This is a genomic window from Deinococcus sp. LM3 (genome assembly GCF_002017875.1).
Lineage (GTDB): Bacteria > Deinococcota > Deinococci > Deinococcales > Deinococcaceae > Deinococcus.
This window is the reverse complement of sequence record NZ_MUFV01000001.1, coordinates 199,149-226,139: the sequence shown is the minus strand read 5'-3', so window position 1 is coordinate 226,139 and position 26,991 is coordinate 199,149. Positions and strand designations below refer to the sequence as shown.

The following is a 26,991-nucleotide window of genomic DNA, read 5'->3' as shown; positions in this document are numbered from 1 at the left end:
GGAGTTCAGCGACCGGCAGGAACGAATTCACGGTCCGCGAAGTCCTCGCGGGGACGGCCGCCACGGTCGTCACGGCTCCAGCGACCCTGACCGCCTCCGCCGCCCTGACCGCCACGGTTGCCGCCGCCCTGGCCCTGGTACCCGCCGCGGCTTCCGCCGCCCTGACCCTGGTACCCGCCACGGCTGCCGCCGCCACGGTAGCCACCCTCGTCACGGCCACTGCGGCCGCCGCCCTGGTAGCCGCCTTCACGGCGCTCACGGGTGGGCTGCTCGAACAGTTCCGGCAGTTCCTGCGCGATCTCGACGGTCACTTCGCCTTCCAGCGGGCTAGCGCTCATCAGCTTCTGAACGAGTTCGCTGGGCACGTCGGCCACCGCGCCACCACGCCACTGACGGATCTTGCCGAGCCTGCGGGTGTCGATGTCGGCGTTGCGGGCCAGCAGCGCCACGGCGCGGGCCACGCTCATGCGCTCGGCGTGCAGGATGATGGTCGTCTGACCTTCCTCACCGCTGAGCAGGCTGGCGGCCTTGACGGGCTCGGTCACGCCGCTGATCTTGGCCAGCGCGCGGGCCAGGGCTTCCAGGCCCAGTTCGCTGAACAGACGCTCGGCTTCCGCCTGGAAGGTCTGCGCGACGCCGCTGTCCACCTTGCGGACCATCTCGGCGCTCGTGCGGGCGCTGGCACCCTGCACTTCCTTGGGGGTGGGCAGGGGACGCTCGATGAAGCGCACGCCGGTCACGCGTTCCAGGCCCATCACTTCGCGCTGCTCGCGGTCGCCGTACATGATGATGGCGGTGCCGGTGCGGCCCGCGCGGCCGGTGCGGCCGGAACGGTGCACGTAGCTCTCGGGGTCCTGCGGCAGGTGGTACTGGACCACCAGATCGACCTCTGGGATGTCCAGACCGCGGGCGGCCACGTCGGTGGCGACCAGCACGTTGGCGCGGCCGTTGCGGAAGGCACCCAGGGCGCGTTCACGCTGGCTCTGCGCGAGGTCGCCGTGCAGCGCCTCGGACTCGATGCCGCGGTGGATCAGTTCGTTGGCCAGTTCGTCGGCTTCACGCTTGGTGCGGGTGAAGACGATGGCCTTTTCCGGGTTGTAGATGGTGAGCAGGTCGGCCAGCACGCGGGTACGGGCGCGGCCCACGCGGATCTTCAGGTGCTCGACGGTCTGCGCAGCCTGGCTCTTGCCCTCGCCGACCATGTCGATCACGATGGGGTTGTTCAGGTACTTCTTCGACAGGCGGTGAATGTCGTTGGTCAGCGTGGCGCTGAACAGCAGCGTCTGGCGGCCTTCGGGCGTGCGCTGGAGGATCGTCTCGATGGCGTCGGCGAAGCCCACGCTGAGCATCTCGTCGGCCTCGTCCAGCACCGCGAACTCGACGGCAGCCAGGTCGATGTTGCCGCGTTCGATGTGGTCGATCAGGCGGCCGGGGGTGCCGACGATGACGTCGACGCCGCGGCGCAGCGCGTTCTCCTGCGGGGCGTAGGCGGCGCCGCCGTACACGGTGACGGTCGTCAGGCCCTGGCCGCTCTTGCTGAACTCCTCGGCGACCTGCTTGGCCAGCTCGCGGGTCGGGGCGACCACGATGGCGCGGGGCAGACGGCCGCGTTCACGGCTGGGTTCCAGCTTGGTGATGATGGGCAGCGCGAACGCCAGCGTCTTGCCGGTGCCGGTGCGGGCGCGGCCGATCATGTCGCGGCCCTGCAGGGTGTGGGGCAGGCTCTCGGCCTGGATGGGGCTGGCTTCGGTGATACCGCGCTCGGCGAGACGCGCCGCGAGTTCGGGCGCAATCAGTTGGTCAAAGTTCATTTGTGGTCCTTTCGGGAAAGCACAGCCCCAGTGACCAGCAAACGCCTTGAATCCCGGCATCACGCATGTCCTGAAAGTGGGGGCACTCTCCAGCCGCCCGGGTATCTCCCGCTGCGGCGCACGAATTAAGAGATTACAGCAAGTTCGCCCGGAATGCAAGTGACAGACGCACGAGAACAGCCGGACCCGGCCTGACCGCCTGTCCATCCTGATCCGCGCCGCGAGACGCACCGGGTTTGATCTGCCCGGCAGTCTAGCGCACGCCGGGCGCCGTGCGGTGCGCTGACCTGCCCCCTGCGCGCCGCAGCCTGGGCCGGGGTGCGTCGGCAGGGCGGGGCCGCAACAACGGACGGAGTCCGTATCACCCGTCGCGCGGCGGAACGTCCAGGGTGACGGGCAGGCGGCCGCCCAGGCTGATCCAGGCGCTCAGCATGTCGTCCGGAACCGGAGCGTGCAGGTGCAGCGCGCGGCCCGTCACCGGGTGCGGGATGGTCAGGAACTGCGCGTGCAGCGCGTGCCGGGGCATGAGTTCACTCTCGCGGCCGTACACGCTGTCGCCCAGGATCGGGCTGCCTAGGTGCGCCAGATGCACCCGGATCTGGTGCGTGCGGCCTGTGCGTGGCTGCGCCCGCACCAGCGTCAGCGTGCGCCCGTGCCCGTCCGGCAGGCTGTCCAGCGGGGTGAACAGCGTCTGCGCGTCACGCGGTTGCGCGCCGCCGACCGTCATGCGTTGCCGCTGCACCGGGTGCCGGCCCACCGGGGCGTCCACCTGCGCGGGCCCCTGCGCCTTCCACTGCCCCGCCGCGATCGCCAGGTACGTCTTGCGGGTCCGGCGGTCTTTGAACGCCGAGGCCAGGGCTGCGTGCGCCGCGACCGTCTTGGCGACCACGATCACGCCGCTGGTATCGCGGTCCAGGCGGTGAACGATGCCGGGCCGGTAGCCGTCCGGGCCGTCGTGCCCGTCCTGCTGCGGCAGGCTCATGCGGCCCAGCAGGGCGTTCACCAGCGTGCCGGTACTCACGCCCGGCGCGGGGTGCGTGATCATGCCGGCCGGTTTGTTCACGGCGATCAGGGACTCGTCCTCGAACAGCACGTCCAGAGGCACGTCCTCGGCGCGGACGGTCGCGTCGGGTGGGGGCGGCACGCTCACGCCGATCACCTCGCCGCCACGCAACTTCAGGGCGGGTTTCAGGGCTGTCTGTCCCGCCACCTGCACGGAGCCGCCCGTGATCCACCCGGCCACCTGCGAGCGGCTCGCGCCGGTCAGGGCCGACAGCACGGCGTCCAGCCGGCCCGGCGTGGCGGTCAGGAGGCTGGACTCGGGGCGCGGCGCGTCATTCACGGCGCGCAGTGTACCGCCCGTCGCCGCCGCGCACGCCGGATTCTTCATGCGGTCTTCACCCTGCGGCCGGCCCGTGATCCGATCAGCCGGACCCTGCATATGGCTGTTCGAGTGAGGACAGGAGGGGGGCGTACGCGCCGACCTACCCAGCCGGAACTGGAGCTTCTGCCCAGCAGGGAAGAAGGTCAGGTCGGCGCACACCGCTCAAGGAGGCTTCAATGCCGGACGACACCCAGATCACATCTGCCGTCAACAGCACCTCACGCCGTCAGTTCATGGGCTACGCCGCACTGTTCGGCGGAGGCATGGCCCTCGTTTCCTGCTCTGTCACCCTGCCCCCCAAAACGGCAGCCGAGCAGCAGGACATCGACATCCTGAACTACGCCCTGACCCTAGAATACCTGGAAGCAGAGTTCTACAGCGCCTTCATCGGCAGCGGGCCCTACGCCAGCAAGCTGACTGACCCCCGCGTGATCGAGTACGCCAAGGAAATCGCCGCGCACGAGATCTCGCACGTCGAGGCGCTCAAGAAGACGATCGACAGCCTGGGCGGTAAGTTCGTCGCCAAGCCCAACTTCGACTTCAGCCCCCTGATCGGCAACGCCACCGTGAACGATCAGCTGTTCCTGCAGCTGGCCGCTACCCTCGAACCCGTCGGCGTGCGCGCCTACCTGGGTCAGGTGGCCCGCCTGAGCAACCCCCAGCTGATCGCTGCCGCCGCCGCCATTCACGCGGTGGAAGCCAACCACGTCTCCGCCGTGCAGGAACTGCGCGTCAAACTGGGACACAACACTGCGCCCACCCGCCAGACGGACATTGCCCCCCAGAGCGCCGCGAAGCCCACCAGCACCGCCGCCGCCGACTTCGACGCGAACTACTCCCCGACGCCCACCGCGTTCTGGAAGCCCCTGACGATGGCAGAAGTCCTGGCGATCGTCAAACCCGTCATCAAGTGAGCGGCACTGCACGGAAAGGAGACCACACCATGACCACACCCAACCGCCGTTCCTTCCTGAAATTCGCCGGCGTCAGCGCCGGGGCCATGACCCTGGGGGGCCTGAGCCTGCCCGCGCTGGCTGCGACCAGCGTCAGCACCAAGAGCGCCGCGCAGGACCTCGTGATCCTGAACTACGCGCTGACCCTTGAGTACCTGGAAGCCGAGTTCTACAACGCCTTCACCGGCAGCGGTGCCTACGCCAGCCGACTGGTGAACGCCCGCGTGCGCGAGTACGCCCGCGAACTGGCCGAGCACGAGAACATTCACGTGAAGGCCCTTCAGGACACCATCCGGAAACTGGGCGGCACGCCCGTCGCCAAACCCAACATCGATTTCAGCCCCCTGCTGACCAACAGTGACGGCACGGCCAAGACCGTGAACGACGAACTGTTCCTGGCACTGGCGAACACCTTCGAACCCATCGGCGTGCGCGCCTACCTGGGTCAGGCGGACAAGATCATGAACGGCGACGTGCTGACCGCCGCCGCCAGCATCCTGGCCGTCGAGGCCAACCATGCCAGCGGCATCCAGGAACTGCGTACCCAGCTGAACCTGAACAAGAAACCCACCCGCCAGACCAGCCGCGCCCCGCAGAGCGACGCGAAGCCCACCAGCACCAACGTCGCGGACTTCGACGGGGACTTCTCACCCACCCCCACCGACTTCTGGGCACCGCTGAGCATGGACGAGGTGCTCGCCATCGTTAAGCCGCTGATCAAGAGCTGACACCGGACACCAATCCTGCATCATCCGGGGGGATGAGGAGGTCGCCGTCTGCGGCCCCCGTCCCCCACGTCCTTCCGGCCCCGCCTTCCCACCACAAGGAGAACACCATGCCCAACATCGGAGCCCCTGAACTGCTCGTGATCCTGCTCGTCGCCCTGGTCGTGTTCGGCCCCCGCAAACTCCCGGAACTCGGCAAGAGCCTGGGCAACGGCCTGCGCGAATTCCGCAAGAGCACCCAGGGTCTGAAGGACAGCATGAACATCGACGCGCCCACCCCCGCTGTCACGCCCGCCGCGCAGCCCGTGCCGGTCACAGCCGCCGCCGTCAGCGCCACCCCCATCAGCGCCCAGGCCGTGACGGCCGTGCCGGTCAGCAGCGTCACGCCCCAGGCCTGATACGGCTTCCGGTTCCTGCCGCAGGTGCCCGACTGATCGCCCAACTGGTGGATGCACGACCAAACCCTCCCCGGCGGGCCTGATAGGCTGACCAGTACCCCATGAGCCTGCCTTCCCTTCATCCCGACCTGCCCGACGAGGCACTCATCCAGGCGATGGCCCAGGGCCGCGAGGACGCGCTTCAGGAATTGCACCGCCGCTACGCGCGACTCCTGTACTCCCTCGGTCACCGGATGCTCCGCCAGACCGACGATGTGGAAAGCTGCGTGCAGGACGCGTTCATGAACGCCTGGCGTCACGCCGGACGCTTCGACGCACGCCGGGCCGCCGCGAAGACCTGGCTGGTCAGCATCGCCCACCACCGCTTCCTGCAGGAACTGCGCGACCGTCCCGACACCAGCCTCGAGATCGAGGACTGGGACGCCCCAACCGCCGCCGCCGACCCCGCCGACCGCATCATGGCCGAACGCGCCGTGCAGGGCCTCGAGGGCACGCACCGGGAACTGGTGGAACTCGCGTACTACCGGGGCTACTCGCACAGTGAACTGGCCGTCATCACCGGCCTGCCCGTCGGTACGGTAAAGTCTCGACTGCGCGCCGCGCTCGACCGGATGCGCGCCCACCTGAGTACCGGCGGCCCCGCTTGAGCCTCCCATCCCGCTCCATCCCGCTGCCCGACCGCCCTCTCACGCCACCCAAGGCAGGTGAATGACACGTGACCATCAACCGAGACGACCTTCTGGCCCTGGCGCTGGGCCTGTTGACTCCCGAGGAGGAGGCGCGTGTGCAGGCCGCGCTGGACGCCGACCCGGCCCTGATGGCCGAGTACCGCGCCGACCTGGAGGCCCTGCACCACCTGCCGGACGACCTGCCTCCCGCCGAGGTGCCCGCCGGGGCCGAGGAGCGACTCCTGGCCCGCCTGCACGCCGAGCGGCCTGCCGCCCCAGTCCAGTCGACCCCAGCCACACCAGCGCCCGCCACGCCAGCACCCGCCGCGCCAGCCTCCGCCGCGCCGGTCAGTCAGCCGCTGTTCCCCACCGGCCGCGCCGCCCCGGCCGCCCGACCCGCCCGATTGAACTGGCGCGGGGGCCTGCTGGGACTCGTGGCGGCCGTCGCGCTGGGCGTGCTGTTCCTGCGGCCCGCCGCGCCCACCGACCTGCTCAGCGAGTTCGCCGGAGCGCCCGGCGCGGTCACGCAGGAACTCGCCACGGCCGGGCAGCCGCTGGGTCAGCTGATCCGCCTGCCGGACGGCCGCGCGTACCTGCACCTGACCGCCGCCGCCCCCAGCGAGCGCGTGTACCAGCTGTGGCGCATCGAGAACGAGACGCCAGTATCGGCCGGCGTGTTCGACGGGCAGGGCATCCTGATTCCCACTCTGAACGAGGGGCAGACCATCGCGGTCAGCGTGGAACCGCGCGGCGGCAGCCGGCAGCCCACTACACAGCCGATCCTGGTGCAGTCGCTGTAACGCGCGGGGCGTGGAGAAGGCGGGCCGGGAGATCATGCTCCCGGCCCGCCTTCTCCTATGCCATACGGGTTCCGTCTGTTTCGTTGACAGATCGGAACACCACCGATCTGCCAACTCCACGCCCGGAACCCGTTTCTCTCCTTCTCGCTCCGCTCGGATTGAACGGCTCTGCAAGCCACTCAATCGGAGTCCGTAGCATTCAGTACAGCCAGTCCTCGCCGACTTCCTCGACCTTCTTGCCCTGCAGGTCGTCCACCTCGTCCAGGCGGGTGGCCCAGGCGGGGAAGGGGTAGTTGACCAGCACCGGGTTGGGCACGTCCGGCTGGCTGACCAGCATGGTGCCGGGTTGCAGGATCCCGGCGCGCGCGCGGAAGCTCTGCGGCAGGAAGCGGTACTCGGGCCGCTCGGCCTCCGCGAGATCCAGGCGGCCCACCACGCGGATCGCGGCGTTCGACACGATGCGCCGCTCGACCTCGCTGGCCGTCTGCTGCGCGCCGATCAGGATGATGCCCAGCGAGCGGCCACGCTCGGCGATGTCCAGCAGCACGTCCTTGATGGGGCTGTCGCCGTCGCGGGGGGCGTACTTGTTCAGCTCGTCGAGAACCACGAACACCGTGTCCTGCCGCCCCACGCGTTCCTTGTGCTCGAACAGGTCGCGCAGCAGCACGCCCACGATGAACATCTGCGCGGTGGCGGACAGCGTGTGGATGTCGACCACGGTCGTCTGCACGCCGGGCTTCAGCGGGTCCGGGCGGAAGCGGGCGGCCTGCTCGGCACTCACGTCGCCGCGCACCAGGGGCGTCAGGTGCTTCTGCACGCCCCGCAGGCGTCGGATGAACGCCTGGAGGGTGGCCGGGGACTGCTTGCCGACCCATTTGCGGTCGCCCTCGCCGTCGTTCGCGTCGAGCAGTTTGTATTCCAGGTACGCGACCAGCTGCGCGAAGGTGCTGATGCGCACGCTGCCCATCTCGTCGAAGCGCACGTCCTCGTCCAGTACCTGCTCGGTGTCGGGCTGCCAGTCGTCCACGGTCAGGTACGGCGTATCGGCCGTGCCGCCCGCGCTGGGCTGCGCCATGCGGTACAGGCGCTCCTCGATACTGCCGATCACGAAGCCCAGGTTCACGCTGGCGTCCCGGTCCACGAACACGTACGGCAGCATCCGCCGCGCGCAGAACTCCCGCAGCGAGTACAGGAACGGCGTGACCCCCTCGCCGCGCTGCTCGACGTGCGGCACGATGGCCGCGCCCGCACTGCCCGGCCGGGGCGGCGCGAGGAACTGCACGTCCCGGAACGCCTCGACCGGCAGACCCATCAGCGCGTACCGGTGGTCCGGCAGCCCCTTCTGCGTCTGCGCCTGCGCCTCGCGGGACTCGACCTCGCGGTTGCGCTTGTCCAGGAACAGCAGGTCCTCGCCCTTCACGTTGAAGATCAGCGCCCGCCCCGCCGACGCGCCCGTGCCCATCACGCCGCTGCGGAAGATGGAATGCAGCAGGAACAGCGCGTAACTGGTCTTGGTCGCCACGCCCGAGATCCCGCTGATGTTGATGTGCCCGCCGTTCTCGCCGTTCACGAAGCGGTAGTTGATGGGCAGCACCTGCCCGTCGGCCAGCAGCCCGCCGGGGAAGGCCTTCTCGCCCATCTTGTCGGCGCTCAGGGCCATGCGCAGGTCGTCGCCCCGCGCGTGCCGCACCCCGTCGCCCGGCTGCGGCGGAATGAAATTCTCGGGGTTCACGCGCGTCACCAGCACCCGCGCCGCGTAACTCACGCTGGCCGGCAGCAGGCCCGCCGCGACGTCCTGCACGTCACTGTCGAAGGTCACGCCCTCATGACGGGTGCGCACATGATCCACGATCCCGTAAAAATTGACGAACGAACCGTCCGGTTTGCGCGTCTGCACCGCCACCAGATCATCCAGTTGCACGCTCGCGCCGGGCAGCACCGCGAACCAGAAACTCACAGGCGTCACGTCCTGCGTGCCCAGCACCATGCCCACCTGCGCGCCCGCCACGTCCGGGCCGCCGAACTTCAGGTTCGTCACGCGACCCCCTGCAGGCCCGCAATGTGCGCCCGGATGCGCCGCGTCACGAGGTCCGCGCTGCCCATGCTGCGGCCCATCGCCTGCTCCAGCGCCGCCGTGGGAATCAGGTTCTGCGGCGCGCGCGGGTCCTTGTGCGCGTGACTGCCCAGCCGCATCAGCAGCGTGCCGCTGAGGTTGGCGACCTCGCGCACGGTGGGCGGCAGGAAGTCCGGTTCGGGCGGCGCGTACATCTCCAGACGCATGACGCCGCTCATGGGGTGCTGGTAGAAGGCGGCGCCGGACAGGCGCACGTACCACGTGAAGCGCGTGCTGCGGCCCGTCTCGGATTTCATGTGCAGGATGGGGGTGCGTTCGCCGGGTTTCAGGTCGCTCAGCAGGCCCACCCGGTCGGCACTCAGGTACTGCGTCTGCATGGTCTTCACGTACCCGACCACCGCGCCGCCCAGCGTGGCCCCGCCGCGCCGCAGCGTGCCGTCCTGCAACGTCAGCGAGGTCAGAGCCTCGCGGTCATCGGTTTCCTCGGACGGTACCAGCGAGGCGTACCCGTGCGAGAGGGTCTGTTCGGCGTCCAGCATCAGCGCCTGAAGGCGGTGCAGCGGCGCCATCGGGTCGGCGCTGTCGGTCGGGACCGGGTTGTACAGCAGCGTGCCGCTGTGCGGGTCGCGCGGCGAGAGGCTGGTCGGGTCGAGTTTCAGGGCCGGGGCATGGGCCAGAACGCGCATGGCGCGCACGTCCAGCAGTTCGGCGGCGCGCGAGCCGTGCGGGCACAGACTGACGGCGCCGACCACGTACGCCCCGAAACCGCCCGTCCCAACGTTCCCGTGATCATCCTCCACGAACACGCGGCCTTCCATGCGGCGTTTGCCGTCCACCACCTGCACGGTGCTCAGCTGACGGGGGATGGGGCGGGCGGCGATGGCGGCCCAGCGCGGCGTTTCAATGTCGATCAGGGTGCCGTCGAAGGGGTCCAGGGTCAGCTGGCCGCCCTCGATGTCCACGGGCCAGGGGTCCAGGCGAATACGCATGCCCGCAATTCTACGCGCTGGACAGAATGTTTGGTCGTTGCTCTGGTGCGCCGGTGCCTGGGGTGTGTGAAAACGCCGCCGGTCCGGGTCGGGACAGGCGGCGCTGGTGGGGTGGTGCGGTGTTCAGCCGTGGTAGCCGCTCAGGAGGCGCAGGCCGTCCTCGTCAGTCAGGGTCAGGCAGCGGTAGGCGGGGCTCAGCAGGCCATCGTCGCGCATCTCGCCGATCAGTTTGCTGACGCTCTCGCGGGTGGCGCCGGTGCCCTCGGCGATCAGTTCGTGCGTGGCCCGCACGAAGCGGGTGCCGTCGCTGTGCGCGCCGCCCAGGGTGCTGTCGGCGAGGTTCAGCAGGTAGCGGGCGATGCGTTCGCGCAGGTCGCCGTCCTGAATGTGCACGCCGTCGGTCATCATGCGCTGCAGCTGGGCGCTGAGGCTGCGGGTCAGGTCCCACAGTTCGGCGGCGCTGAGGTGCTGCGGGTGAATGGGCACTAGGACCGTGTCGGTCAGGGCGACGACCTGATGGCCGCGCGTCTGGCCGTGCAGGCATTCCTCGCCGAAGATGTCGCCGGGGCGGATGTGCCGCACGGTCAGGTTGCGGCCCTGGGGCGTGAGGCGCACGGCGCGCATCAGGCCGCTCTCGAGGCGGTAGAGGCTGGGGGCGCTGTCTCCGGCGTAGTACAGGGTCTGGCCACGGCGCACCGTGCGGTTCAGGTCATGGTTCTGGGGCAGGGTGATGGGGGCAAGGTACGTCATGGCGACTCCTGTGGACTGGCGCTGAAAAACTGGCGCTGAGGGGGAAAACCGGGGGCTGAACCTGCTCTTGTGCCCAGAGTGTACAACCCTTGTACAACCCTGAAACGTTCACAGCTCACACTGTGAAAAGTAAATCAATCCAGTTCGGAAAGTAGCCCCCCGGTCGCCCGGTCCTCACCCCCTTGTCTGCGTTCAGGTCAGCAGGTCCAGACCGTCCAGCACGACACTCGCGTGCGCCTCGACCGTCAGCGCATGATCGTGGTTGTACCCGCCGGCCATCATGGTCACCACCGGCACGCCCGCCGCCCGCGCCCAGCCCAGCACCGTGCGGTTACGCTCGCGCACGCCGTCCAGCGTCAGCGCGAAGCGCCCGAACCGGTCCCCGGCCAGCACGTCCGCTCCCGCGAGGTACAGCAGCAGGTCCGGCCGGAACGCCTCCAGCGGCGGCAGCACCCGCTCCCGCACGACAGACAGGTACTCGTGGTCGGTCACGCCGTCCCCCAGCCCGATATCCAGCGAACTGACCTCCTTGCGAAACGGGTAGTTGCGCTCGCCATGCACGCTCAGCGTGAAAGCCCGCGCCTCGGTACCCAGCAGCGCCGCCGTGCCGTTGCCCTGATGCACGTCCAGATCCACGACCGCCACCCGCTGTGCCAGCCCGTCATCCAGCGCGATGCGGGTCAGGATCGCCGCGTCGTTCACCAGACAGAACCCCTCGGCGCGGTCCCGGAAGGCGTGGTGCGTGCCGCCCGCCAGATTCGCGCCCCACCCGACCCGCAGCGCGTCGTGCAGCGCCGCCAGCGACCCCCCGGCCGCCCGCTGCGCCCGCTCGACCACGCCCGGCGACCACGGCAGCCCGAAGGCGCGCTCCTCGTGCCGGTCCACCTCGCCGCGCCGCCAGCGCCTCAGCCAGTGCGGGTCATGCACGCGCGCCGCGTCCGCCCAGCGCAGCGGCGGGGTGTCCAGCACCGGCAGCAGCGGGAGCAGGCGCCGCCGCACCCCCTCGTACTTGTAGTACGGAAAGCGGTGCCCGTCCGGCAGCGGAAACCCGTAATCCGCCGGCGAGTACGCCCGGAACGCGTGCCGGAACCCCGACTCCGGCGGGACAGGCTCAGCGGCGTCAGGCTCAGTGGCGTCAGGCACGGCAGCGGCCGCTCCCCGTATGAAGTCAGTCACGCCCGGCAGTCTGCCGCAGCCCGCCCCGCCGCACGGCAAGCGAAGCCACAGCCCAGGCCACAGCGCGGCATGCAGGTGCCCTTCAGTCCTGCCCGCGCAGGCCGCGCAGCACCCGGAAGCCCAGCGCGTCCACCACGATCAGCGTCACTAGCGAGCCCAGTCCCGCCAGCCACTCGCCTCGCCCGAGTTGCAGGATCACGCTCATCAGGCCGCCCAGGTTGATGCTGAGCAGCATCAGCACGACCAGACCGATCAGCACGCCCGCCTCCCTGCACACTGCCACCCGTTCACGGCCCGCAGTGTACCCGCGTGCTTCACACTGGAGGGGTGACCCTGCGCCCGTCCGTCCGCCTCGCCGCGCTGCCCCTCGTGTGCGCGCTGCCCGCCCTGCTGTCCGGGTGTCTGCCCGCGTCGGTCGGCCCGGACCTGGGCCGCCTCATGGTCGTGCCGGACGCCGCGTGGCAACCCGCCGACCTGATCTACCGCTCGCGCCTGCCGCAGTCGCGGGTGCTGCCGCTGTCCGAGGCGATCCGCCGCGCCCCGGTCGGCAGCGTGATCGTCGCCTGCCAGACCACCCGCGCGCTGTGGGGCGCCTGCACGCACCTGACCCGCAAGGTGGCGGCCGCGACCCTCAGCGAGGAGACCGGCGTGGTCGGTACCGGCGCGCGCCTGCGACCCGCCGACAGTCTGCTCGACCGCGACCTGATCCTGGTGATCGACGCCGGGATCCGCGAGCAGCACCTGGACGCCCTGAACGCCGGGATCCGCCGCCTGAGCGGCGCGCCGTACCAGCTGAACGGGCAACTGAACGCCTTCGACTGCTCCACGTACCAGAACGCCCTGCAACGCGCCGCCGGGCTGCCGGACGCCGTGCCCCTGGACCCGCGCTGGGGGGCGTTCCTGCCGCTGGGGGCGCTGAACGTGCCCGGCCATTCGCTGCTGTGGGCGGGCGTCAGCGACCGCGTGACCGTGGCGCCCGTCACCCCGTCACCCTGACCGGCATCCCACTGCCCGCCGCCCGGACTGGACACCGCGCGGCGGGCAGGTGCGCGGGCGTGTTAGCGTCGGGGGCGTGATTGACCGTTACCTGACCCCCGAGATGAAGGCCCTGTGGAGCGAGGCCAGCCGATACCGCGCGTGGCTGCGCGTGGAACTGGCCGCCATGCACGCCCAGGCGAACCACGGCGAGGTGCCCGCCGAGGCGCACGCCGCCCTGACCGCCCGCAGCGAGGCCGACCCCCTGGACGACGCCTTCGCGCACAGGGTCGCCGAGATCGAGGCCGTCACCCGCCACGACATCGTCGCCTTCACCCGCGCCCTGACCGAACGCTACGGCGAGGAAGCCCGCTTCGTGCACCACGGCCTGACGAGTACCGACGTGGTCGACACCGCCCAGAACCTGCTGCTGGACGAGGCGCTGGGCATCATCATCACGGACGCCGAGGCGCTGCGCGAGGTCTGCCGCACGCAGGCCGTGGCGTTCAAGCACACGCCCACCGTGGGCCGCACGCACGGCATTCACGCCGAACCCATGACCTTCGGCCTGAAATTCCTGAACTGGATGGCCACCCTGGACCGCGACCTCGAACGCCTGCACGCCGCCCGCAAGCGCGTGCAGGTCGTCATGCTGTCCGGCAGCGTGGGTACGTACGCGCACGTCTCCCCGAAAGTCGAGGAGGAAGTCGCCGCCGCGTGGGGCTGGCAGGCCGCGCCCGTCACCAACCAGACGCTCGCCCGTGACCGCCACGCCGAGGTGCTCTCGGCCCTGGCGATCTTCGGCACGACCCTGGAACGCATCAGCGTGGAAATCCGCCACCTGCAACGCAGCGAGGTCCGCGAGGCCATGGAACCCTTCGGGAAGGGCCAGACCGGCAGTTCCTCCATGCCGCACAAGAAAAACCCCATCCTGACCGAGAACGTCACGGGCTTCGCGCGGCTGCTGCGCGGCTTCCTGACCACCGGCCTGGAGAACGTGGCCCTGTGGCACGAACGCGACATCAGCCACTCCAGCGCCGAACGCGTCATCCTGCCCGACGCCACGAGTGCGGCCAGTTACGCCGCGCGCCGCCTGACCGGCGTGCTGCGCGACCTCGTGGTGTTCCCGGACCGCATGCTGAAAAACCTGAACGACCTGGGCGGACTGGTGTTCAGCCAGCGCGTCCTGCACGCCCTGATCGACGAGAAAGGCATGATGCGCGAGGCCGCCTACACCCTGGTGCAGCGCAGCGCCCTGCAGAGTTGGGAGACGGGCGAGGGACTGCGCGACCTGCTCAGGGCCGACCCGGAAAACCCCCTGAACGACGCGGAACTCGACGCCGCCTTCGATCTGGCGTGGTACCTGCGGCACGTGGACGACATCTACGCCCGCTTCGGGCTGTAAACCCGGCCCACTCCGTCCGGCGCGCAGGGAAATGGGGGAGAGGCCCCCTTCCTGCGCGCGTTCCCATTCCGGCGCGGCGCATCCCGTATCCTGCGGGCATGGGTTTCATTCTTCGGTTGCTGGTGAACGCACTGGCCCTGTACCTGCTGGCCCGCGTGTACGCAGGCGTGAGCTTCGAGCCGGGCGCGGACATCGTGAGCGTCCTGATCGCGGCGGTGGTCATGGGCATCGTGAACGCCCTGATCCGCCCGGTGCTGCTGCTGCTGTCGCTGCCCGTGAACGTCCTGACGCTGGGCCTGTTCACGCTGGTCGTGAACGGCGTGGTGCTGTACCTCGTGGCGGCCGCCACCGCCCTGAACGTCGCGGGCTTCGGCGCGGCGATCATCGGAGCCATCATCCTGGCCGTGATCTCCTGGGTGCTGGACGCCGTGGTGGGCGCCCTGAAACTGGACGGTGGCCGGGATTAACGCCGTGACCCTCCCGCCCGAACCGCAGGTCGGCCCGCAACCCACGCTGATCACGGACCCGGCCGACCTGCGCGCCGCGCTGCGCGGGCACGCGGTGGCGTTCGTGCCCACCATGGGCGCCCTGCACGAGGGGCACGCTGCCCTGATCCGCGCGGCTCGCTCGGCCGTGCCCGGCGGGCGCGTGGTCGTCAGCGTGTTCGTGAACCCCCTGCAATTCGGGCCGAACGAGGACCTCAGCCGCTACCCCCGCGACCTGGAAGGCGACCGGCGTGTGGCGGGCGCAGCCGGCGCGGACCTGCTGTTCCACCCGGACGTGCCCACCATGTACCCGGACGGCTTCAGCACCAGCGTCAGCGTGTCCGGCGTCAGCGAACCGCTCGACGGCGCGGCGCGGCCCGGTCACTTCACGGGCGTGGCGACCGTCGTGCTGAAACTCCTGAACCTCGTGCGTCCGGACGTGGCGCTGTTCGGCGAGAAGGACTGGCAGCAACTGGCCGTCATCCGCCGCATGGTCCGCGATCTGAACCTGAACGTGGACGTGCGCGGCGTGCCCACCGTCCGGGAGGACAGCGGACTGGCCCTGAGTAGCCGCAACGCCTACCTGAACGCCGATCAGCGAGCCCAGGCGGCCGTGCTGTCGCGGGCGCTGCGGGCCGTGCAGGCCGCGTACGCGGGCGGGGAACGCCGCAGCGCCGCGTTGCGGCAGGCCGGACTGGATGTCCTGAACACCGCCGCCGACCTGAGTCTGGATTACCTGAGTGTCGTGGGTAGTGACATGCATGAAAGGGAAATCATGGACAATGACCCCATGAACCGCGTCCTCGTGGCCGCCCGCCTGTTCGGGGTCCGGCTGATCGACAACATGCCCCTCGCCGCCCATTCCACAGCGAGCCAGCCCACGGTGAGCCCGGCGTGACCCTCGACGAGCTGCTGCGCGAGATGGTCACCCGCCGCGCCTCGGACGTGCACCTCCAGGCCGGCAGCCCCCCCATGGGCCGCATCGACGGGCAGCTCGTCCCGTTCGGCACGCAACCGCTCATGCCGCCCGACACGCAGATGCTGGCGCAGGCCCTGATGACCGCCGACCAGTGGGACGACTTCACGTACCGCAACGAACTGGACCTCGCGTACAGCGTCTCGGGCCTGGGCCGCTTCCGCTGCAACGTGTTCCGTCAGCGCGGCGCGGTCGGCATGGTCATGCGTATCGTCTCGGACGCCATTCCCGGCTTCGACGCACTGGGCCTCCCGGCCGACGTGCTGCGCCAGCTGGCCGACGCGCCGCGCGGCCTGATCCTCGTGACCGGCCCCACCGGCAGCGGCAAGACCACCACCCTGGCCAGCCTGATCGACCACATCAACCGCTCGTTCGCGTACAACATCATCACGGTCGAGGACCCCATCGAGATCCTGCACAAGAACAAGAAGAGCATCGTCGTGCAGCGCGAGATCGGCAGCGACACCCGCGACTTCCGCACCGCCCTGAAGTACGCCATGCGCCAGGACCCGGACGTGATCATGATCGGCGAGATGCGCGACAAGGAAACCGTGGAGGCCGCCCTGAGCGCCGCGCAGACCGGCCACCTCGTCCTGAGCACCCTGCACACCCAGGACGCCGTGCGCAGCGTGAACCGCATCATCGATTTCTTCCCGCCCTACGAGCGCGATCAGGTGCGCCTGCAACTGGCCGAGTCGCTGGTCGGCATCATCAGCCAGCGCCTGCTGCGCCGCGCCGACGGCGTGGGCCGCGTGCTGGGCCTGGAAATCATGATGAACACCCCGCTGATTCAGGAGTACGTGAAAGACGAGGACAAGACCCACCTGATCAAGGACGCCCTGATCGAGGACAACATCCGCGGCATGCACACCTTCGACCAGCACCTGTCGCAGCTGTACCGCAACACCCTGATCACCATGGACGAGGCCCTGGCCGCCGCGACCAGCCCGCACGAACTGAAACTGATGCTCACCCGCAGCGGCGTCGCGTACTGACCGGACCGGTCTTCCGGAACCGTTACCCCTGACCCGCCCCCACCCGTCCGGCCAGCCGCGCCGCCCGGGCCTGGGGGCGGGTCACTGTCTGTACACCGGCCCCCAGGGGCACTGGCAACGGCTGGGTGGCGTGGTAAACTGCAGGCTGTCAGCAAGGCGTCAGCGTAAACCCCGGGCATTCTCGTTCATGCACCCCGGTTACCCGATCTCCAACCCCGGTTTCACGGGCGTTGGGCCACTCGCGGGTAAGAGTAGGGGCAAAGGTAGGCACACCATGGCAGAAGTCATCCTCGAGCACATCAACAAGCGCTACGGCAGCAAGCACCACGCGGTCAAGGACTTCAACCTGCACATCCAGGACCGTGAATTCATGGTCTTCGTCGGGCCGTCCGGCTGCGGGAAGTCCACCACGCTGCGCATGATCGCCGGCCTCGAAGACATCAGTGACGGCATCCTGAAGATCGGTGACCGCGTCGTGAACGACGTGCCGCCCAAGGACCGCGACATCGCCATGGTGTTCCAGAACTACGCCCTGTACCCGCACATGAACGTGTACGACAACATGGCCTTCGGCCTGAAGCTGCGCAAGACGCCCAAGGACGAGATCGACCGCCGCGTGCGCGAGGCCGCCAAGATCCTCCAGATGGAGCACCTGCTGGGCCGCAAACCCAAGGAACTGTCCGGCGGTCAGCGTCAGCGCGTCGCGATGGGCCGCGCCATCGTCCGCGAGCCGAAAGTCTTCCTGATGGACGAGCCGCTCTCCAACCTGGACGCCAAACTGCGCGTCGAGATGCGCTCGCAGATCAGCCAGCTGCACCGCCGCCTAGGCGCCACCATCGTGTACGTGACCCACGATCAGGTCGAGGCCATGACGCTCGGCAACCGCATCGTCGTCATGCGTGACGGCGTGATCATGCAGGTCGACACGCCCATGAACCTCTACGACTTCCCGCAGAACAAGTTCGTGGCCGGCTTCATCGGCAGCCCCAGCATGAACTTCGTGACCGCCCGGATCCAGAACGGCGAGTTCGTGATCGGCCAGAACCGCGTGGCCCCCATGGGCCGCCTCGCGCAGAGCGTCAAGGCCTACGAGGGCAAGGACGTGTTCATGGGCATCCGCCCCGAGCACGTGGGCGTGGTCGGCATGAGCGACCTGCCGCACGGCACCAACGTCCTGAAGGGTCAGGTCGTGGTCGTCGAGCCGCTCGGCGCGCAGACCGACCTGATCATCGACGTGAACGGCCAGAACCTGACCGTGAAGGTCGAGGGGCAGGCCACCGTGCTGCCCGGCGATCCCATCGAACTGCTGATCGACCAGACCCGCATGCACGCCTTCGACACCACCACCGAGGCCGCCATCGACCGTGGTACGCCCGCCGGAACGCGCGGTCAGGCCGACACCCCCGGCCTGGGCTACGAGTACGCGCACGCCGTCAGCGCCGACTGAATACCGCCCGTCACGCGCCGTCCCCTGTGCGGGGCGGCGCGTTGCTACGTGTCCAGACCTCCCCCCCCGCGCGGGGTCCTGCGTGCCCGCCCGGATGGGATAGAATCGCGGTATCCAGCACTGGAATCTGCTTCTGATGAGGCCCGCCCCGGCGGGACCACAGCCGAACCGGAACAAGGAGTCCCGATGAAGAAAACCCTGCTGACCCTGACCGCCCTGGCCCTGCTGGCCACCACTGCCCAGGCCCGCTCCTGGGAAGAGATCAAGAAGAGCGGCACCATCAAGATCGCCACCGAGGGCGCGTTCCCGCCCTTCAACGTCATCAAGGGCAAGGAACTGACGGGCTTCGAGGTGGACCTCGCCAACCAGCTGGCCCGTCAGCTGGGCCTGAAAGTCCAGTGGGTCACGCAGCCCTTCGACAGCCTGCTGATCGGACTGCAACAGGACCGCTACGATTTCGTGATCGCCAGCCACGGCATCACGCCCGAGCGTGCCAAGGCCGTGGATTTCAGCAACCCGCACTACTGCACGGGCGGCGCGGTCGTCAGTCGCGTGGGCGGCCCGAAAACGGCCGCCAGCCTGAAAGGCAAGACGGTGGCCGTGCAGGTCGGCACCACCTACCTCGAGAACGTCCGCAAGGTGCCGGGCATCAAGGAAGTCAAGACCTTCCCCAAGGACACTGACGCGCAGGCCGCGCTGATGGCGGGCCGCGTGGACGCCTGGGTGGGCGACAAGTTCACGGGTCTGGACCTCGTCAAAGCCCAGAAGGGCAAACTGGTCGCCGGAAGCCTGCTGTTCAACGAGCGCATCGGCATGGCCGTCAAGAAGGGCAACTCGGGCCTGCTGAAGGAACTGAACGCCGCCCTCGCCAAGTCCCTGAGCGACGGCAGCTACGCCAAGCTGAGCGGCCAGTACTTCGGCACCGACGTCCGCTGCAGCAACTGATCCGGACTCCGGTTTTTTCTAGCCATTTAACCGGAGTCAGGATGAGAGCGGCCGACGGGTCGGCCCGGGGATAAGCGGTCGGTCAACACGGTTCAACCGGTACCGGAACGCCGGTCGGGGGTGGCGGCCACAGCCCTCCCGGCCGGCGTTCCTGTCTGCCTGCAAGGGCCGGAGTTACGGGCCGGACGGTTCGGGCGGGACGGCCCCGGCGCTGCCCCGGTAGGCGCGGCTGGTCATCCAGTACCGTTCCATCCAGCGTTTCAGCAGGGTCGTGAGCGGAACCGCCAGGATCGCGCCGGTGACGCCCGCGACGGCCAGTCCGACCAGCAGCGCGATCAGGATCGCGGCCGGACTGAGGCGGACGGTGCGGCCCATGATCAGCGGCCCCAGCACGTTGCCCTGCAGCTGGTTGATGATGAAGTACAGCAGCGCCACCAGCGCGACGGTCCCGGCCCCCTGACCGACAGCCAGCAGCATCGGCACGGCGGCCGCCACGACAATCCCCACGTAAGGAATCAGGCTCAGCAGGCCGCTCAGCAGGCCCAGTGCCAGTGCGTTCGGGACGCCCAGCCCGATCAGGCCTGCGCTGGCCAGCACGGCGCTGGTGATCATCAGGAGCAGCTGGCCGCGCAGGAACCCGCCGAAGGAGCCGCTGACGTCCTCCGAGAGGCGCAGCACGGTGGGCTGCCAGCGGCGCGGGAACACCCGTAGCAGGCCGTGACCGACCCGGTCGTAGTCGAGCATGAAGTACATGGCGAGCGTCACGATGAAGCCCACCTGTCCCAGCCAGCCGACCAGGTACGTCAGGGTGCCCAGCACGTCCGGGCCGGCACTGACGAGCCGTTCCATCAGCAGGCCCGTGTTCGTGGTGAGGTTCGCGGTCTGCTCGTCGATGTACTTCGAGAGGCTGTCCTTGATGCCCTCGGCGCCCTTCACGCTGTCCAGCCGGTCGAGGCTGGAGTTCAGGAGACCCTTGAGGTTCCGCGCGAGGTCCGGCAGGCCGTTGATCAGGCCCGTCACCTGCGAACTGACGGTCATGAACAGCAGCGTGGTCACGGCCAGCGTCAGGACGACGATCAGCAGCACGCCCACCATCCGGCTCACGCGGCGGCGCTGTAGCCACGACAGCACCGGGTTGGCCAGGAACGCCAGTCCGTAGGCGACGAGGACCGTCACGATCACGCTGGTCAGCAGTTGCGACCACCACAGCAGGGTCCGCACGCCCACGATCAGCAGCGCGGCGTACACGATCAGACGAACGGCCGGCAGTTTCCACAGGGCGCGGAGCAGTTCCGGAACCGTGCGGGCCTGCCGCCAGTCCGCTGCCGGTACCGCCCGGCGCGGCGCGGAAGGAGAGGAGGGGGAAGGGGAGGGGGAACTCACGCTTTCCATCCTGCCACCCGCACCGGGCCAGCGGAACGCCCCGGACGGGGAATCCGGGGCGTGAAAGCTTGGGCGTTTCTTCAGGCAACCCTGAAGTCAGCTGAGGACCGGCGTGACCGGGGGCTGCGCGGGCGGTTCGGAGCGCGCGGCGGCCTTCTGCCAGAAGTACACGGCGGCGATCAGCGCCAGCGCCGCGAGGTTCCACAGGAGCTGCGTGGGAATGATCAGGATGAACGACGCGATCAGCAGCAGCAGGATCTGCACGGGGTTCGTGCGGCGGTGCAGGAACCGCATGGTGGCGGCCGTGAACGCCACCAGCCCGATGAACGCGAACACGATCATGGGAACGGCGTCCGCGAAGCTCAGGCCGCTCAGGCGTCCCCCCGCGATCAGCAGCAGGGCCGGGTTGAAGAACATCATGTACGCCAGCAGCGCCGTGCGCAGCTCGTACTTGAAGGCCTGCACGCCGGTCGCGACCGGGTTCCCGCCGCTGATGGCGGCCGCCGCGAAGGCCGCGAGCGCCACCGGGGGCGTGCTGTCGGCCATGATCCCGAAGTAGAACACGAACATGTGCACGGGCAGCATCTCGGCCGGGTTGCCGGTATCCAGACCCGCGACCTTGGCGATGATCGGCACGATCAGGGCGCTCATCAGGATGTAGTTCGCGGTGGTGGGCAGGCCCATGCCCAGGATCAGGGCGATCAGCTGCGCCATGACCAGCACGATCAGGATCGCCGCGAAGCCCGCGACCTCGGGTCCCGCGAAGCCCAGCAGCGAGCGCACGCCGTCGCTGGCGAGCTGCACGATGTCGGCCAGTCCGAAGCCCAGGCCCGTGATGGTCACGATGCCCACGATGATCCCGGCGGCGGCCGTGGCGATGGCGATGCCGATCATGGACCGCGCGCCGCCCTCGAAGGCCTCGATCAGTTTGCGCCCGCCGTCCAGCAGGCCCCGGCCCGTGCCGCGCCCGTCACGCGCCGCGAAGAAGGCCTCCTGCACGAACATCATCCCGATCATCCCGAAGATGGTGTTCAGCGCCACGCGTTCCGGATTGGCTTCCGGGTTGATGGTCAGCGTGCCGATCAGGTACCCCAGCGGCAGCAGGTAGTACCAGCCGCTGATCAGCGTCTGCCGGACGCGCGGCAGCTCGTTTTTCGGCAGGCCCCGCAGGTTCAGTTTCAGCGCCTCGATGTGCGTGGCGACCAGCAGCGCGCCGTAGCACAGGAACGCCGGGATGGCCGCCGCGAGAATCAGGGTGCGGTACTCGATGTTCAGGTTCTGCGCCATGATGAAGGCCGCCGCGCCCATCACGGGCGGCATCAGCTGGCCGTTGCTGGAGCTGGCGACCTCGATGGCCCCGGCCTTCTCGGCGGTGTAGCCCACCCGCTTCATGGTGCCGATGGTGATGTTCCCGCCGGTCACGACGTTACTGACCGCCGAGCCCGAGATGATGCCGTTCAGGGCGCTGCTGAACACGCTGGCCTTGGCCGGGCCGCCCCGGAAACCGCCCAGCAGTCCCTGCGCGATGTTCATGAACCACTCGCCGGCCCCGAGCTTGTCGAAGATCGCGCCGAACAGCACGAACAGGAACACGATCTGCGCCGAGACGCCGATGGCCGTCCCGAAGATGCCCTCGGTATTCGCGAACAGCTGGCCCACCACCTGCGGCCAGGTCTGCCCGGCGTGCAGCTGCAGCTGCGGGCCCAGGTCACCCCGGATCAGGCCGCGCGGGCCGGTCAGGGCGTACAGCATGAACACGCCCGCCACGATCGGCATGGCGATCCCGATGGTTCGCCACGCGGCCAGCAGCAGCAGGATCACCATGCCGCTGCCCACCCACACGTCGGTGGCGTTCAGGACGGCGCCCTGCTCGCCGGCGATCTTGGGGTACTGCGTGATCAGGTACGCGGCGGTGCCGGTCGCGCCGATGCCCAGGACCCAGTCGTACCAGGGCACGCGCGTCTGCGGGCGGCCCGGCGTCTTGCGGAAGGGGAAGACCAGGTACGCCAGGAAGAAGGCGAACCCCAGGTGCGTGGCGCGCAGGGTCAGGGTGTCGATGTTGCCGACCTGCGCGGCGTACATCTGGTACAGGCACCACGCCACGGCGACCACCGTGACGAGGGGCCGCTGCCAGCCTCCGAGTTTGCGTCCGCCGGTCTCGGCGGCCTCGACCATCTCGATGGCGCGGCGTTCGCCCTCGGTCATCTCGGTGCCGGGCGGGGTCAGGGCAGGGTCAGTGCTGATCGGTCGGGTAGGGTCACTCATGAATTCCTCGGTATGTGTTCAAGGCGAGGGGGCCAGCGTCCTCACGGTAGCTGGCCCCGGCTGGTCTGATACGGATTCCGTCTGTTCCGCTGACAACCCGGAACTTCACCGGATTGCCAACTCCACGCCCGGAACCCGTTTCTCTCCTGCTCGCTTCGCTCGGATTGAACGGCTCTGCAAGCCATTCAATCGGAGTCCGTATTACTTGACGTTCAGGCCCTTTTCCTTGAAGAACTTCACGGCGCCCGCGTGCAGCGGTGCGGGAATCCCCTTGACCGCCTTGGTGTAACTGAAGTTGCTGTTCAGGCTGGGGTGCAGGCCCTTCACGTCGGCCTCGCTGTCGAAGATGGCCTTCATGGCGCGGTACACGGCGTCCTCGCTGAGCGCCGTGCTGGTGACCAGGGTGGCCTGCACCGCCACGCTGGGCACGGTGGCGTTCACGCCCTTGTAGCTCTTGGCGGGCACGTTGAAGCGCACGTAGAAGGGGTACTTCTTGATCAGGCTGGCCGCCTGGTTGCCGCTGACCGGCACCATGTTCACGTCCACCGTCTGCGCGATCTGGCTGATAGCGCTGGCGCCCACGCCCACCGTGTAGAACAGCGCGTCGGCGCGCTTGTCCTGCATCAGGGTGATGCCCTGCGCGGGCGACACGCGCAGCGCCTGCCCCAGGTCGTCGAAGCTCACGCCGTACGCCTCCATGACCTGCTTGGCGGTCAGTTCCGTGCCGGAACCCAGGTCACCGATCACCACGCGCTTGCCCTTGAGGTCCGCGATGGTCTTGATGCCGCTGTCCTTGCGGGCCACGACGTGCAGGACCTCGGGGTACAGGACGGCCATGGTGCGCAGCTTGCTGTTCGCCTTGCCCTGGAAGGCCTGCAGGCCCGTGCCCTTGTAGGCGTAGTACACGACGTCGTTCTGCGCGACGGCCGCGTCGAGTTCACCGCTGGCGATGGCGTTCATGTTGAACACGCTGCCGCCGGTCGAGCGGGCGTTGGCGCGCAGGCCGTTACCGCCGTCGTTGACCATCTTGGCCATGCCGGTCGCGACCGGGAAGTACACCCCGGTGGTACTGCCGGACCCGATGGTGAGGAAAGTGGTGCCCTGCGCCAGAGCGGCAGCGGTCACGCCGAGAATCAGGACAGCGGTCAGCTGACGGGTGCGTTTGTTCATGGGGTCCTCCAGAGGGTGGCACAGAAACGAAACCGTTCCTGAAGCCGGGTTGAGAATAGCCCTGATGCTACCACGCACCCGCCAGCAGAGGGAATTCCCGGCTATCCACACGGTTGCCCAGAGGCGCAGTCGCCTGACGAACGAAAGCCGGAACGGCCCACCGGCATCAGACCGCAGAAGGCCCCGGTGCGGCGGAAACCCCAGCGGAACTCGTGGCACGGTACGGACGGATCAGGCGTCCCGGCGCAACTTCCCGCACTGCCACCACGCGGCGGCGCACAGCGCGCCACTCAGGACGAACACCGGCGTGTACCCTACCCGGTCGGCCAGCAGGCCACCCAGGACCGGCGTGAACAGCGCCGCGCCGACCAGGGTATTCAGCGTCCCGATGTAACGGCTGCGGGCGTGTTCCGGCGCGATGTTCAGCAGGTGGTTCGTGTGCCCCAGGTTGAACCCCTGCGTGGCGACGCTGGACAGCACGAACACACCCAGGTAGGCCCAGGCGTTCAGGCCCAGCGCGCCGACCAGCACGGCGTACAGCGGCGCCAGACCGTAACAGACACTGGCGTACCGGATGATGCGCCGCGAGCCCTTGCGCTCCGCGACCCGCTGCCACACGATGTTCGACAGCGGGGCCGCGCCGGTCAGCGCCATGACGAAGATGCCCAGCGTGGCCGCCGGGTAGTTCAGTTCGCGCAGCGCGTTCACCGCGAAGAACGGTTCGCTCATGCTGGCCCCGGCCAGCAGCAGCCGCACCGTCAGGAACGCCCGGAAGTGCGGGTCACGCAGCGTCTGCGGCATGGCTCGCAGTTCCCCGCGCAGCCCCAGCGCCAGCAGCGGCGGGTCCGGCGGTTCCTTCACCAGCCCGAACACCCAGTACCCGAACGTGAACGCCGCCGTGCCCAGCGCGAAGATCAGCGCGTAGTTCAGCGGGAACGGCAGGTCCGACGCCAGAATCCAGCGGACCAGCAGGCCCGCCGCGAAGGCCAGCAGCCCCCCGTACAGGTTCCGCGTCCCGAAGAACCGGGGGCGCCGCTCGGCCGGGACGGTCTTGCTGACCACCTCCAGGAAGGGCAGGCCCGACACGCCGGACGCCAGGGCATTGAGCATCATGGCCAGCACGAACAGCGTCAGGCACAGCGCCGGGTCGTGGCTCAGCAGCGCCGCGATCAGGACCATCGCCACGTACGTGCCGGTCCGGACGAGCGCCGCCGAGCGGTACACCGGTAACTTGAACGGCAGGCTCCGCACGCGCGCGGCCACCAGCAGCTGCGGCAGCATCCACCCGCCCGCCGCGATGGCCGGGAGCAGCCCGATCACCCAGTTGGGCGCGCCCAGCCGCGCGGCGAACCCCACCACGACCACCGACACGTTCAGGAACCCGTCCCCGGTGAACACCGCCCAGCCGTTCAGGATGCCCAGCCGTTCGTTCCGGTCCCAGGCGCGGGGGGGCGCAGGCGTCATGCGGGGCATTATCCGCGCCCGGCATGGCGGGGCGTGCAGTTCCGGGTGGGCCCGGTTCCGCATGCCGGGACGCTTCGGCTACGGGTTCAGCTGCCCGGCAGGCGCAGGATGCCTTCGAGCGCGTTGTAGGCGTCCGGGCGCGCCAGGAACACCAGTTCGTCCTGCGAGGTCAGGCGCAGCTCCGGGCGGGGCAGCCGCACCGCGCCGTCCCGCACTACACCCACGACCTCTACGCCGGGCGGCAGGCTCAGCAGGCTCAGGCGCGCGCCGCGCCAGCTGGGCGGCACACCCCGGCGGTACAGCTCCCGCTCGGCGGTGGGGCCGGGAAGCAGGTCCGTGTCGAGCGGCACGTCCGTTCCGGGCGTGGGGGCCGGGGCGTCGAACGGGACGCCCGGCTGGTCCGGCGTGGCCCGGCGCACGATCCGGACCGTTTCCGGCAGCCACGCGGAACTGGCGTGCACGGCGCTGTCCCGGCGCGACTGGATCTGCGACGGCACGAGGCCACTGGTGCCGCTCAGCAGGTGCGCCACGCCACTGGCGACCAGTGCCAGCGGCAGCAGCGTCTCGCCGCCCCACGCGACTGCCAGCAGCGCGGCCGCGAGCGGCACGTTCAGCGTGACGGTCAGGAACGCGACCGCGCCCACCATGCTGCCGGTCGCGGTATCCACGCCCAGCAAGCTGCTCAGGCCCGCGCCCAGCAGGCCGCCCACCCCCACGGACGGCAGCACGCCGCCGCCCAGCGCGATCTGCGCGCCCAGCGCCAGCAGCAACCAGCGCCACGCGCCCTGGCCGACCCCCTCGGCGCCCACGAACCCGGCGGCGCCCAGTTGCACCCAGCCGCTCCCGTCGCCCAGCACAGCTGGGGTGCTCAGCAGGGCGATCCCGGCGGTCAGCGCCCCGAAGATCAGGCCCAGCAGCGGCCGGTACCGTCCCTCGGACCACGCCTCGGGCACGACCCGGCACGCCAGCAGCGACAGCCAGCCCAGCAGCGTGGCGATCAGTGCCACCAGCACGAACGACAGCACCTGCGAGCCGGCCGGGACCTGCACGTCCGGGAACGACAGCAGCGGCGCGAATCCGAACGCCAGTCCGTACACGGCGGTGCCGGCCACGGCGGCCAGCACGCAGGGCATCAGCACCTCGAACTCGAACTCGAAGCGGCGGTACAGCACCTCGGCGATCAGCACGGCGGCGGCCAGCGGGGCGTGCAGCACCGCGCCCAGCGCCGCCGCCGCGCCCGCCAGGGTCAGGGTGCGGACCTCCACGGCGTCCAGGCGCGCGACGCGCTGCATCAGGCGTGCGCCCAGCTGACCGGTCATGGTGAACGCCGCGTCCCGCCCGACCAGCAGGCCCGACCCGTAGGCCAGCACGGTCGCCAGCAGTGTCCGCGCCTGCATGAGCGGGCCGGGCCACTGCCCGCGCGCGTGGTAGCCGCGCACCAGTTGCGTCAGCGGGTCGCCGCTGCGGGCCGGGACCAGCCACGCGTACAGCGCGCCCACGGCCGGCAGCAGCGCCAGCCCCCACGGCGCGGCGGTTCCGAAGGCCATCATCAGGCCGCCCTCGCCGGTCGTGCCGGGCGGCGCGTAGTCCGTGATCAGGGTGCCCAGCCGCACAGCCGCGTCCAGGGTGAGCCGCAGGATGATACTCAGGCCGCCTACCAGGGCGCCCAGCAGAACACTGAGCACCACCAGCCGCCCGGTTTCCAGACGGTTGAGAACGGCGCGGGGCAGGGGAGAACGCATTGCCCGCCATG

At 69.4% G+C, this 26,991-nt stretch carries 24 protein-coding genes; 12 read left to right on the top strand and 12 right to left on the bottom strand.

Annotated features, from left to right (window positions below; translation table 11 throughout):
- Positions 1 to 5: 5 nt before the first annotated feature.
- Positions 6 to 1,811: a DEAD/DEAH box helicase gene (locus tag BXU09_RS01045; protein ID WP_078299888.1), complete on the bottom strand. Its 1,806-nt coding sequence runs from the start codon at positions 1,809 to 1,811 to the stop codon at positions 6 to 8.
- 361 nt (positions 1,812 to 2,172) lie between these two features.
- Positions 2,173 to 3,153 carry an RluA family pseudouridine synthase gene (locus BXU09_RS01040; protein WP_240500875.1) on the bottom strand — a complete coding sequence of 327 codons (981 nt, stop codon included), beginning with the start codon at positions 3,151 to 3,153 and terminating at the stop codon, positions 2,173 to 2,175.
- A gap of 218 nt (positions 3,154 to 3,371) precedes the next feature.
- Here BXU09_RS01040 and BXU09_RS01035 point away from each other — a divergent pair, with 218 nt between their 5' ends.
- The 5 genes from BXU09_RS01035 to BXU09_RS01015 all read left to right on the top strand — a co-directional run bounded on the left by BXU09_RS01035 (position 3,372) and on the right by BXU09_RS01015 (position 6,739).
- Positions 3,372 to 4,109: a ferritin-like domain-containing protein gene (locus BXU09_RS01035; RefSeq protein WP_078299885.1), complete on the top strand. Its 738-nt coding sequence runs from the start codon at positions 3,372 to 3,374 to the stop codon at positions 4,107 to 4,109.
- A gap of 29 nt (positions 4,110 to 4,138) precedes the next feature.
- Entirely contained in the window at positions 4,139 to 4,876 is a 738-nt protein-coding gene (locus BXU09_RS01030; protein WP_078299881.1) for a ferritin-like domain-containing protein, read from the top strand.
- Positions 4,877 to 4,983: 107 nt separating this feature from the next.
- On the top strand, positions 4,984 to 5,271 hold the full coding sequence (tatA, locus tag BXU09_RS01025; RefSeq protein WP_078299878.1) for a twin-arginine translocase TatA/TatE family subunit: 288 nt from the start codon (positions 4,984 to 4,986) through the stop codon (positions 5,269 to 5,271).
- Between the two features lie 101 nt (positions 5,272 to 5,372).
- Positions 5,373 to 5,918 carry a sigma-70 family RNA polymerase sigma factor gene (locus BXU09_RS01020; RefSeq protein ID WP_144011917.1) on the top strand — a complete coding sequence of 182 codons (546 nt, stop codon included), beginning with the start codon at positions 5,373 to 5,375 and terminating at the stop codon, positions 5,916 to 5,918.
- A 68-nt stretch (positions 5,919 to 5,986) separates the two neighbouring features.
- The gene (locus BXU09_RS01015; RefSeq protein ID WP_078299874.1) at positions 5,987 to 6,739 is read left to right on the top strand and encodes an anti-sigma factor; all 753 of its coding nucleotides are present in this window, start codon (positions 5,987 to 5,989) and stop codon (positions 6,737 to 6,739) included.
- A 199-nt stretch (positions 6,740 to 6,938) separates the two neighbouring features.
- Here BXU09_RS01015 and BXU09_RS01010 read toward each other — a convergent pair whose 3' ends face one another.
- From BXU09_RS01010 to BXU09_RS20805, 5 genes are all read right to left on the bottom strand, one after another.
- A complete protein-coding gene (locus BXU09_RS01010; protein WP_078304518.1) occupies positions 6,939 to 8,726 on the bottom strand; it encodes an ATP-binding protein in 1,788 nt (595 codons plus the stop codon).
- A 47-nt stretch (positions 8,727 to 8,773) separates the two neighbouring features.
- Positions 8,774 to 9,802 (bottom strand): DNA double-strand break repair nuclease NurA, encoded by a 1,029-nt coding sequence (locus tag BXU09_RS01005; RefSeq protein ID WP_078299871.1) that lies wholly within the window; start codon positions 9,800 to 9,802, stop codon positions 8,774 to 8,776.
- Between the two features lie 123 nt (positions 9,803 to 9,925).
- Entirely contained in the window at positions 9,926 to 10,552 is a 627-nt protein-coding gene (locus tag BXU09_RS01000) for a cyclic nucleotide-binding domain-containing protein (RefSeq protein WP_078299867.1), read from the bottom strand.
- 192 nt (positions 10,553 to 10,744) lie between these two features.
- A complete protein-coding gene (locus tag BXU09_RS00995; RefSeq protein ID WP_078299863.1) occupies positions 10,745 to 11,695 on the bottom strand; it encodes a histone deacetylase in 951 nt (316 codons plus the stop codon).
- A gap of 115 nt (positions 11,696 to 11,810) precedes the next feature.
- Positions 11,811 to 11,987: a hypothetical protein gene (locus BXU09_RS20805; RefSeq protein ID WP_168174535.1), complete on the bottom strand. Its 177-nt coding sequence runs from the start codon at positions 11,985 to 11,987 to the stop codon at positions 11,811 to 11,813.
- Between the two features lie 68 nt (positions 11,988 to 12,055).
- On the opposite strand from BXU09_RS20805, the gene BXU09_RS00990 reads away from it, so the two are divergent.
- From BXU09_RS00990 to BXU09_RS00960, 7 genes are all read left to right on the top strand, one after another.
- Positions 12,056 to 12,724 (top strand): hypothetical protein, encoded by a 669-nt coding sequence (locus tag BXU09_RS00990; RefSeq protein ID WP_078299859.1) that lies wholly within the window; start codon positions 12,056 to 12,058, stop codon positions 12,722 to 12,724.
- A gap of 76 nt (positions 12,725 to 12,800) precedes the next feature.
- Positions 12,801 to 14,108, top strand: a complete 1,308-nt coding sequence (gene purB / locus BXU09_RS00985; RefSeq protein WP_078299855.1) for an adenylosuccinate lyase — start codon at positions 12,801 to 12,803, stop codon at positions 14,106 to 14,108.
- Positions 14,109 to 14,206: 98 nt separating this feature from the next.
- Positions 14,207 to 14,575 (top strand): phage holin family protein, encoded by a 369-nt coding sequence (locus tag BXU09_RS00980; protein WP_078299852.1) that lies wholly within the window; start codon positions 14,207 to 14,209, stop codon positions 14,573 to 14,575.
- Between the two features lie 46 nt (positions 14,576 to 14,621).
- Positions 14,622 to 15,491 carry a pantoate--beta-alanine ligase gene (gene panC, locus BXU09_RS00975; RefSeq protein ID WP_144012142.1) on the top strand — a complete coding sequence of 290 codons (870 nt, stop codon included), beginning with the start codon at positions 14,622 to 14,624 and terminating at the stop codon, positions 15,489 to 15,491.
- Positions 15,488 to 16,564, top strand: coding sequence for a type IV pilus twitching motility protein PilT (locus BXU09_RS00970; protein ID WP_078299850.1), 1,077 nt, complete (start codon positions 15,488 to 15,490; stop codon positions 16,562 to 16,564). Before panC ends, BXU09_RS00970 begins: the two co-directional genes overlap by 4 nt.
- Before the next feature lie 274 nt (positions 16,565 to 16,838).
- Positions 16,839 to 18,011, top strand: coding sequence for an ABC transporter ATP-binding protein (locus BXU09_RS00965; RefSeq protein ID WP_078299848.1), 1,173 nt, complete (start codon positions 16,839 to 16,841; stop codon positions 18,009 to 18,011).
- A 186-nt stretch (positions 18,012 to 18,197) separates the two neighbouring features.
- The gene (locus BXU09_RS00960; RefSeq protein ID WP_055362866.1) at positions 18,198 to 18,956 is read left to right on the top strand and encodes an ABC transporter substrate-binding protein; all 759 of its coding nucleotides are present in this window, start codon (positions 18,198 to 18,200) and stop codon (positions 18,954 to 18,956) included.
- Between the two features lie 174 nt (positions 18,957 to 19,130).
- Here the strand turns inward: BXU09_RS00960 and BXU09_RS00955 are convergent, their stop codons facing one another.
- From BXU09_RS00955 to BXU09_RS00935, 5 genes are all read right to left on the bottom strand, one after another.
- A complete protein-coding gene (locus tag BXU09_RS00955; protein ID WP_168174534.1) occupies positions 19,131 to 20,339 on the bottom strand; it encodes an AI-2E family transporter in 1,209 nt (402 codons plus the stop codon).
- A gap of 96 nt (positions 20,340 to 20,435) precedes the next feature.
- Entirely contained in the window at positions 20,436 to 22,604 is a 2,169-nt protein-coding gene (locus BXU09_RS00950) for a TRAP transporter permease (RefSeq protein ID WP_078299842.1), read from the bottom strand.
- 201 nt (positions 22,605 to 22,805) lie between these two features.
- Complete coding sequence (locus tag BXU09_RS00945; protein WP_078299839.1) at positions 22,806 to 23,774, bottom strand: TAXI family TRAP transporter solute-binding subunit; 969 nt, start codon at positions 23,772 to 23,774, stop codon at positions 22,806 to 22,808.
- A gap of 231 nt (positions 23,775 to 24,005) precedes the next feature.
- Entirely contained in the window at positions 24,006 to 25,247 is a 1,242-nt protein-coding gene (locus BXU09_RS00940) for an MFS transporter (RefSeq protein WP_078299835.1), read from the bottom strand.
- Between the two features lie 77 nt (positions 25,248 to 25,324).
- Positions 25,325 to 26,980, bottom strand: a complete 1,656-nt coding sequence (locus tag BXU09_RS00935) for a chloride channel protein (protein WP_078299831.1) — start codon at positions 26,978 to 26,980, stop codon at positions 25,325 to 25,327.
- Between the last annotated feature and the right edge of the window lie 11 nt (positions 26,981 to 26,991).